This window comes from Corallococcus exercitus, from assembly GCF_003611585.1.
In the GTDB taxonomy this organism is placed as follows: domain Bacteria; phylum Myxococcota; class Myxococcia; order Myxococcales; family Myxococcaceae; genus Corallococcus; species Corallococcus exercitus.
The window spans coordinates 1-7,476 of record NZ_RAVW01000451.1 but is presented as its reverse complement, the minus strand read 5'-3'; the positions used below and the strand labels follow the sequence as shown (position 1 = coordinate 7,476).

The 7,476-nt window shown below is 70.6% G+C and carries 6 protein-coding genes; 4 read left to right on the top strand and 2 right to left on the bottom strand.

Features of this window, described 5'->3' with window-relative positions; genetic code table 11:
- The 3 genes from D7W79_RS35415 to D7W79_RS35405 all read left to right on the top strand — a co-directional run.
- The coding region (locus D7W79_RS35415; protein WP_338078836.1) for an OprO/OprP family phosphate-selective porin at positions 1–1,310 on the top strand (1,310 nt) is incomplete at its 5' end.
- Positions 1,311–1,474: 164 nt separating this feature from the next.
- The gene (locus D7W79_RS35410) at positions 1,475–2,482 is read left to right on the top strand and encodes a hypothetical protein (protein WP_120529733.1); all 1,008 of its coding nucleotides are present in this window, start codon (positions 1,475–1,477) and stop codon (positions 2,480–2,482) included.
- A 104-nt stretch (positions 2,483–2,586) separates the two neighbouring features.
- Positions 2,587–3,930 (top strand): hypothetical protein, encoded by a 1,344-nt coding sequence (locus D7W79_RS35405; RefSeq protein ID WP_147442211.1) that lies wholly within the window; start codon positions 2,587–2,589, stop codon positions 3,928–3,930.
- Positions 3,931–3,936: 6 nt separating this feature from the next.
- Here D7W79_RS35405 and D7W79_RS35400 read toward each other — a convergent pair whose 3' ends face one another.
- Together D7W79_RS35400 and D7W79_RS35395 are read right to left on the bottom strand one after the other, a co-directional pair.
- Positions 3,937–5,232, bottom strand: coding sequence for an AAA family ATPase (locus tag D7W79_RS35400; protein WP_120529731.1), 1,296 nt, complete (start codon positions 5,230–5,232; stop codon positions 3,937–3,939).
- A gap of 28 nt (positions 5,233–5,260) precedes the next feature.
- On the bottom strand, positions 5,261–5,956 hold the full coding sequence (locus tag D7W79_RS35395) for a glutamine amidotransferase-related protein (protein ID WP_120529730.1): 696 nt from the start codon (positions 5,954–5,956) through the stop codon (positions 5,261–5,263).
- Positions 5,957–6,194: 238 nt separating this feature from the next.
- Between D7W79_RS35395 and D7W79_RS35390 the strand changes: the two genes are divergently transcribed.
- The gene (locus tag D7W79_RS35390) at positions 6,195–7,280 is read left to right on the top strand and encodes a M35 family metalloendopeptidase (RefSeq protein ID WP_120529729.1); all 1,086 of its coding nucleotides are present in this window, start codon (positions 6,195–6,197) and stop codon (positions 7,278–7,280) included.
- The last annotated feature ends 196 nt before the right edge of the window (positions 7,281–7,476 follow it).

The window sequence follows — 7,476 nt, the reverse complement described above, 5'->3', positions numbered from 1 at the left end:
CCTGGCGCCCGTCCCCCAGAGGTCCCCGCGTGTCCGCCTTCTCCTCCGCCGCACTCGTCGCCGCCACGGGCCTGCTGCTCGCCGTGCCCCAGGCGCGGGCCCAGGCCCCGGAGCCTCCGAAGGCCTCGGAGCCGCCGGTCGTCCAGGTGTCGGAGGAGGGCTTCACGCTGTCGTCCGCGGACAAGGCCTTCGTGCTCAAGCTGCGTGGGCAGCTCCAGGGCGACGGGCGCTTCTTCCTGGAGGACACGGACCGCACCGGCACCAACACGTTCATCGTGCGGCGCATGCGGCCCATCCTGGACGGGACGCTCTTCGGCTTCATCGACTTCCGCTTCATGCCGGACTTCGGCAACGGGCAATCCATCATCCAGGACGCGTACATCGACTTCCGTCCGGGGGAGTGGGTCCGCCTGCGCGCGGGCCGCTTCAAGACGCCGTTCGGACTGGAGCTGCTCCAGTCCGACATGGACAACCCCTTCATCGAGCGCTCGCTCACGGTGGACCTGGTCCCCAACCGCGACGAGGGCCTGGAGCTGCACGGCGAGGGCGGGGGCGGCCGGTGGCAGTACTCGCTGGCAGTGGTGAATGGCGACCCCGACGGCGCCAGCACCGACGCCAACATCGATGACAGCTTCGACCTGGTCGCCCGCGTCTTCGCCCTGCCCTTCAAGGGGCGCGAGCCGTCCTTCCTCCAGGGGCTGGGACTGGGCATCGCGGTGACGCGCGGCCTCCAGTTCGGCACGGCCACCAACACCGGCCTCGCGCCCGCGCGCAGCACGGGCCAGCAGGTCATCTTCAGCTACCTGAGCAACGCGGAGCCCGGGGAGACCGTCACCGCGCACGGCCAGCACCTGCGGCTGTCCCCCCAGGGCCACTTCTATTACGGCTCCTTCGGCATCCTCGCGGAGTACGTGCGCTCGTCGCAGGAGGTGCAGGTCGGGGATGCTCGCGCGAGGCTGCATCACCACGCGTGGCAGACGGCGGTGTCGTGGGTGTTCGGTGGGAAGGCCTCCTTCGAGGGCGCCCGGCCGACGAGGCCCTTCAATCCGAAGACGCTGGAGGGCGGCGCGCTGGAGGTGGCGGCGCGCTACCACGCGCTGGACCTGGACGACGCCGCCTTCCCCCGCTTCGCCAACCCCGCGCGCTCGGTGAGCAACGCGAAGGGCTTCGGCGTGGCCACCACCTTCGTCCTCAACCGGCGCGTGCGCTTCGCCCTGAACTTCCACCGCACGAACTACGAGGGCGGCGCTCCGGACGGCGACCGCGCCCCCGAGAACGTCCTCCTGTCCCGCTTCCAGCTCACGTTCTGAAGCCCGCCCCGCGCCCAGGAACCTCCGGTGACGCCGGGTGTCACGGCGGGCTTCGTCCTGGTGCGTCTTGAAGCGCGCGCGTCAGGTGCACGACGCTCCCGCTGCCCGCGACGCGGGGCCCTTGCCCGGGGGCCCTTCTTCGCGGACTCCCGCCGAGAGGACGCATGCCCGCGAACGTGTACCCGCAGCGCCCGACGTCTGTCCGCTCCCCGTCCCTGTCGAAGGGGCTCACGCGCGCCGCGCTGCTCGCCCTGCTGGGCCTGGGCGCGCCCGGGGCCGCGCAGCAGCCCCAGCCCGCCGTCACGGAGGACGTGCCGCCCCCGGTGCAGCCGCCCCTGCCCGAGCGCCGCGTCTACTTCACCACGCTCAACGTGGTCCGCTACAACCCGCTGGGGCTCGAGTCGCAGAACCGGCTCGTCTACCAGAAGCGCCTCTTCGACAGCCCCTCCATGTTGCTGCGCGACACGTACGCCAGCGCCGGCGCGAGCCTCAAGCTGAGCCCCGCGTTCTTCAAGCTGGGGCCCGTGGTGGAGCTGCAACCGGTGGCGATGTTCAACCTCCGCGCCGGCTACGAGTACGTCCAGTACTTCGGCACCTTCGGCAGCATCCAGTCGTACCCGGACTCCTTCCAGCCCTACGACGACGACCTCCGCAGCCAGACCAACGACGCCGCCTACGGCACCTCCGGCCACCACTTCTTCGTGGAGCCCATGCTCCAGGCGAAGGTGAAGTCCGTGGCGCTGCGCACGAAGCTGGCCATCGAGTACTGGAACGTGTCCCTGCGCGACGGCGGGGCGCGCGGCACGTTCTACGACCCGACGCTGGACACGCTGGTCCCCGGCAAGGGCTGGGTGCTGGCCAATGACACGGACCTGCTCTGGCTGGCCGGACAGTGGACGCTGGGTGCCCGGCTGTCCGCCGTGTGGCCCCGCTACGACGAGGACGCCAGCGCGGTGGAGCCGCTGCCCGGGCGCACCCTGCCCACCAACCAGCACGTCCGCGTGGGCCCCATCGTCGCGTATGCCTTTGACACGAAGCCGGGCGGCGTCATGACCAAGCCCACCGTGCTGCTCATCGCGGGCTGGTACCTCAAACACGAGAACCGCGTGAACGCCATGCCCTACCTGCTGGGCGGCTTCTCCTTCAGCACGGAGCTGCTCTCCGGCCGCTGACGACTGTTCAGCTTGCAAAACCACACTACCCTCCGGGGCAGTGTCCCCGGGTCTGGGTCGTTCCTAACTCGCACTGTCTGTCTTTGGGGACAGCGGGGGTGCACATGGGAATGACACGCGGGGTGATGGGCTGGCGGCTTCTCTGGAGCGTCATGGCGGTGGTGGCGCTCGGAGGATGCGGGCCCGCGGAAGCGCCCGAGACGTCCCCGCGGACAGAGGAGGCGGGGCTCGCGGGGGGTGACTTCGTCTGGGTGAAACACCTGGGCTCCCCCCGGTCCGACCAGGCCCACGCGGTGGCCTTCGACCGCGACGGCAACATCCTCGCGCTGTTCCTCTATCAGGGCTGCGTGGACCTGGGCGCGGGCCCCGTCGGCTCGGGCAACCCCGACAGCTACGGCTTCGCGGTGGCGAAGTACACGACGGCCGGCGCGCTGCTGTGGACCCGCTCCTTCGAAGGCGTGCTGCCGACTGGCGGACAGAACTTCGTCAACGCGGTGGCGCTCACGGTGGACCGGGAGCGCAACGTCCTCATCGCGGGGGCGTCGAATCAGTCCATCGACCTGGGCGGGGGGCTCCAGCCGGCGGGCGCCTTCCTGCTGAAGCTGCGCAAGACGGGGCAGTTCCAGTGGGCCCGGCACTTCACGGGCAACATCTCTCCCCGGGACCTGGTCACCGACTCCCAGGACGCCATCGCCATGACGGGCGCCGCCTTCCGCACGGTGGACTTCGGTCAGGGGCCCAACTCCTCGCAGGTGACGGATGTCCAGACCGCCTTCCTCACCAAGTTCAACGCCGCCGGCACGGCGCAGTGGACCGTGCGCGAGCAGTGGGACCTGAGCGGCGGCGCCAGCGTCGCGGTGGACGAGGCGGATGCCTTCTATTTCAGCGGCATCCGCTACCCCGACCCGGAGGTCTGGAAGGTGGGTCCCACCGGCACGGTAGCCTGGACGCGGCCGCTGGTGGGCGCGGCCGGCGGCGCCATGGGCATCGCCGTCCATGGCAACCGCGTGGTGGCGGGAGGCCAGTTCAGCGACACCTTCACGTTCGCGGGCCAGGCCGTCCCGAATCCCTCCCAGGGCAGCGGCGGCTTCCTCGTCGCGTGGACCCGGGCCGGTGAGGAGCGCTGGGCGCGCAGCTACCCACAGCCCGTGAGCGCGGTCGCCGTGGCCGAGGACGACAGCGTGGTGGTGGGCGGCGCTTCCACCGAGCCCGACACGTCCGCCGGCTACACGCTCTTCACCGCGCGGCTGGAGCGCCTCCAGGGACAGCAGGCCTGGCGGCGCACGTACTCGTCGACCGGGCGCCCGTACTTCACGGACGTGGCGGTGAACAAGCATGGGGAGTTCGTGGGGATTGGCTACTTCTCCGGCACCCTCCACCTCAACGCCGACTACGTCTCGCGCGGCTTCGAGGACGACTTCCTCTTCAAGGGGCTGACGGGCCCCTGATGAGCCTCACCCGAAGCCCTGGGCGCGCAGCACCGCGCCCAGCGGCATGGAGCCCGCGCGGTACGCGTCGAACCACCGCGCGGCCTCCTCCGGCGTCGGCTGCGTCCACCGCCAGCCGCCTTGTCCCGCGCCCGTCTCGCAGCGGATCAACGACGTGCGCAGCTGCTCCGCGTTGGCGAACGTCAGGTGTTCGAAGAGGAGCGGGCTCTGGCTGGTGACGAAGGCCTGCCGTCCGCCCACGTCGTGCACGCACGCGCGCACCAGGTCCGGATGCAGCCCGTCCGCCAGTTCGTCCGCGATGACGAAGGCCTCGTGCACGTCCAGGTAGTAGAGGAAGGACAACAGCCGCTTCTGGCCATGGCCCAGCTGCTCCTGCGTCACCGGTGTGCCGTCCGCGCGTACGAACGCGAAGCGGAAGCCACTGAAGCCCAGCCGTCCGCCCTGGGACAGCGGCGTCGTCTCCGTCACGTCCACGGACAGCGTGCCCGACGCGAAGCCCGCCAGCGTCACGAAGCGCGCGAGGAAGCTCCGGGGCACGGCGTCGTGGCGCAGGAGCAGCGCCGGAGGCACGGGCTCGTGCTCCACCTGCTCACGCAGCCAGCCGGGCATCCAGGTGGGCAGCGCCATCAGGCCCAGCGGGAACAGCTCCTCTCCGCGCTGCTCCATCGCGTAGCGGATGGCGCCGATGCGCTCGAACATGCCCAGGGACTCGTCGAAGCGCGGCGGCGCCAGCAGGAACGTCTCGCGCAGCAGGTCCTTCAGCCGGTCCTTCACGCCGCGCTCCAGGTACTGCGCGGCCATGAAGAGCAGCGTCCACACGGAGCGGTCCAGCACCGACCAGTGCATGCGCTTGGAGAAGCCGGCCGCGCCCGCCACCTCGCACGCGAAGCCCGTGGCGCTCGCGCGCATGACGAGCCGCGCGTCCTCCGCCGCGTCCCACCGCACCGTCGCCACGATGGAGGGCATCAGCCCGTGCGCCAGCGCCCCGGGCGGCAGCGCCAGTGCGGCACCCGGGCCCGTGGGGCCGCCCTCCCCCACCGTGGCGGGCAGCGCCGCGGGCGGCTCGTTGCGCACGGCCACGTCCACCGTCAGCGCGTCGAAGCGCAGCGCGTAATCCAGCGCGAACGGCTCCCGCAGGAGCCCGGAGAAGTCCGAGCACAGCACCGCGGACACCAGCTCCAGCAGCGTCGTGCGGCCGCTGCCCGTCGCGCCCACCACCACGTTGAGCGTGGGGCCGAACGTCAGCACCGTGTCCGGCGCGAGCCCGCGGTAGTGGTGCACATGCAGGCGCGTCAGCTTCATGGCGTCCGGCCCTCCCCATGGACCGCCGTCAGCGTAGGCCCTTGGCCAGCTGATGCGCGAGCCGGTGCAACAGCTCCGTGTTCTCCGCCTCCGCCGCCTTCAGCTTGGGCAGCTGCGCCTTCAGCGCCGCCACGTCCTTGCCCCGGGTGACGAGGTCCTCTTCCCCCAGCTCCAGCCAGCGCCCCAGCTCCTGCGCCGTCAGCTCCAGGTGGAACTGGAAGCCGTAGGACCTCCCCAGCCGGAACGCCTGCTGCGTGTAGCGGTCCGTGGACGCGAGCAGCGTCGCGCCGGGCACCGGCGTGTACGTGTCCCCATGCCAGTGCGCCACCGCCGTGCGCGGCTTCACGCCCGCCATCACCGGGTCCTTCAGCGCGTCCTGCGTCCAGCGCACCGGCCCCACTCCCACCTCGAAGCCGTTCTTGCCCGGCGACACCGTCGCCCCCGCCGCCGCCGCCAGCAGCTGCGCACCCAGGCACACGCCCACGCACGCGCGGTCGTTCGCCAGCCGCTCCCCCAGCAACGCCAGCTCCTCGTTGAGGAACGGGTGGGCGTCCGCCTCGTACACGCCCATGGGTCCACCCATCACCACCACCAGCGGCGCGTCCACGTCCTCGCGCTTCACCGTGCGGAAGCGCCGCACCAGCGTGAAGCCCGCCGCCTCCAGCGCCGGCCCCAGCAGGCCTGGCCCCTCGTGCTCCTCGTGCTCGAACACCACCGCGCGCATCGTCCGCCACCCCTTCTCTGTGTCTTCGTAGGTGCGACACGCAATGCGTGCCGCGTGAAGACTAACGCTGCCGGCCACGGTTGGCCGCGACGCGGCGTGAACCCGGATAGTCGGTAGGCATTTATTTCACAGTATTTCGTGCCATCATGAGCGGGCCCGGTTTCCCCTATAAGCATGCGGACCCGGGCATTCCCCCTTGGGCGTTTTCCGTCGCGTCGTTTCCGAAAGGAAGTTCCTCGTGAGCAAGAGCCTTCGCGGTTTCAAGTGGCTGATGGGCACGGTGGTCGGCGTTTCCCTGCTGAGTGGTTGCGGCGCTCCTCCGGCGGAGGGTGAGACCACCCCGGCCGAGGCCACGGAGCAGGCCCAGGGCGCCCTGACGGCGCAGGTGTCCGCGGGCAAGGCCTCCATGGCCGCCAGCGAGCGCGTGACGGTGGAGGTGACGCTGACCAACACCTCCTCCGCGCCGGTCAGCATCTACCGGTGGGACGCGCCGGGCGAGGGCCTCAACGAGGGCCGCCTGTCGGTGTCCCGCGACGGCCAGCCCGTGGAGTACACCGGCGCGCACTTCAAGCGCGTGCTGGGCCGCTCCGAGGACCTCATCACGATTGCCCCCGGCCAGAGCATCTCCGGCCCGGTGGTCGTGTCGGACGCGTATGACCTGTCCGTCTCCGGCACCTACACCATCCGCTACGAGCTGGAGGCGCGCGAGGGCGTGACGGCGCTGTCGTCCAACTCGGTGAACCTCTTCATCGAGGGCCGCCGCAACACCCGCGACGAGGCCGAGGCCATGCGCCAGGTGACGGGCCAGAGCCTGTCCTACTCCGGCGCCTGCACCAGCTCCGAGCAGAGCTCCATCGCGTCCGCGTTCAGCGGCGCGCAGACGTACTCCAACAACGCGTACTCGTACCTGAGCGGTACGCCGTCCGCGACCAGCCGCTTCACCACGTGGTTCGGCACGTACTCCACCACCAACTGGAGCACCATCAAGACGCACTTCAACAGCATCAAGAACGCGTTCGCGTCCGCCGCCGTCGTGGTGGACTGCAGCTGCAGCGACAGCGGCACCTACGCGTACGTGTACCCGGGCTCGCCGTACAAGATCTACGTGTGCGGCGCCTTCTGGAGCGCCCCCACCACGGGCACGGACTCCAAGGCCGGCACGCTGGTCCACGAGATGAGCCACTTCACCGTCGTGGCCGGCACGGACGACTGGGCCTACGGCCAGAGCGCCGCGAAGAACCTGGCGAAGACCAACCCCACGCGCGCGCGTGACAACGCGGACAGCCACGAATACTTCGCGGAGAACAACCCCTCGCTGCCGTAAGGTGACGACGGGCCGTTGACCTGAAGGGGCGCGGGCCACGAGGCTCGCGCCCCTTTTCTATTCGCCGCACGAACACAAGGAGCGTCACGTGATGGGGCTGGGACGAAAGAACCTCGCATGGCTCGCGGTGCTGTCCACCGCCGCCGGTATCACCGCCTGCACGCCGAAGCCCGCGGAGCCGCCCGCGCAGCAGCAG

Bases quoted from the DNA above. Each gene is read 5' to 3' on its own strand.
- D7W79_RS35410 (WP_120529733.1), top strand. From the start codon at position 1,475: ATGCCCGCGAACGTGTACCCGCAGCGCCCGACGTCTGTCCGCTCCCCG.
- D7W79_RS35405 (WP_147442211.1), top strand. From the start codon at position 2,587: ATGGGAATGACACGCGGGGTGATGGGCTGGCGGCTTCTCTGGAGCGTC.
- D7W79_RS35400 (WP_120529731.1), bottom strand. From the start codon at position 5,232: ATGAAGCTGACGCGCCTGCATGTGCACCACTACCGCGGGCTCGCGCCG.
- D7W79_RS35395 (WP_120529730.1), bottom strand. From the start codon at position 5,956: ATGCGCGCGGTGGTGTTCGAGCACGAGGAGCACGAGGGGCCAGGCCTG.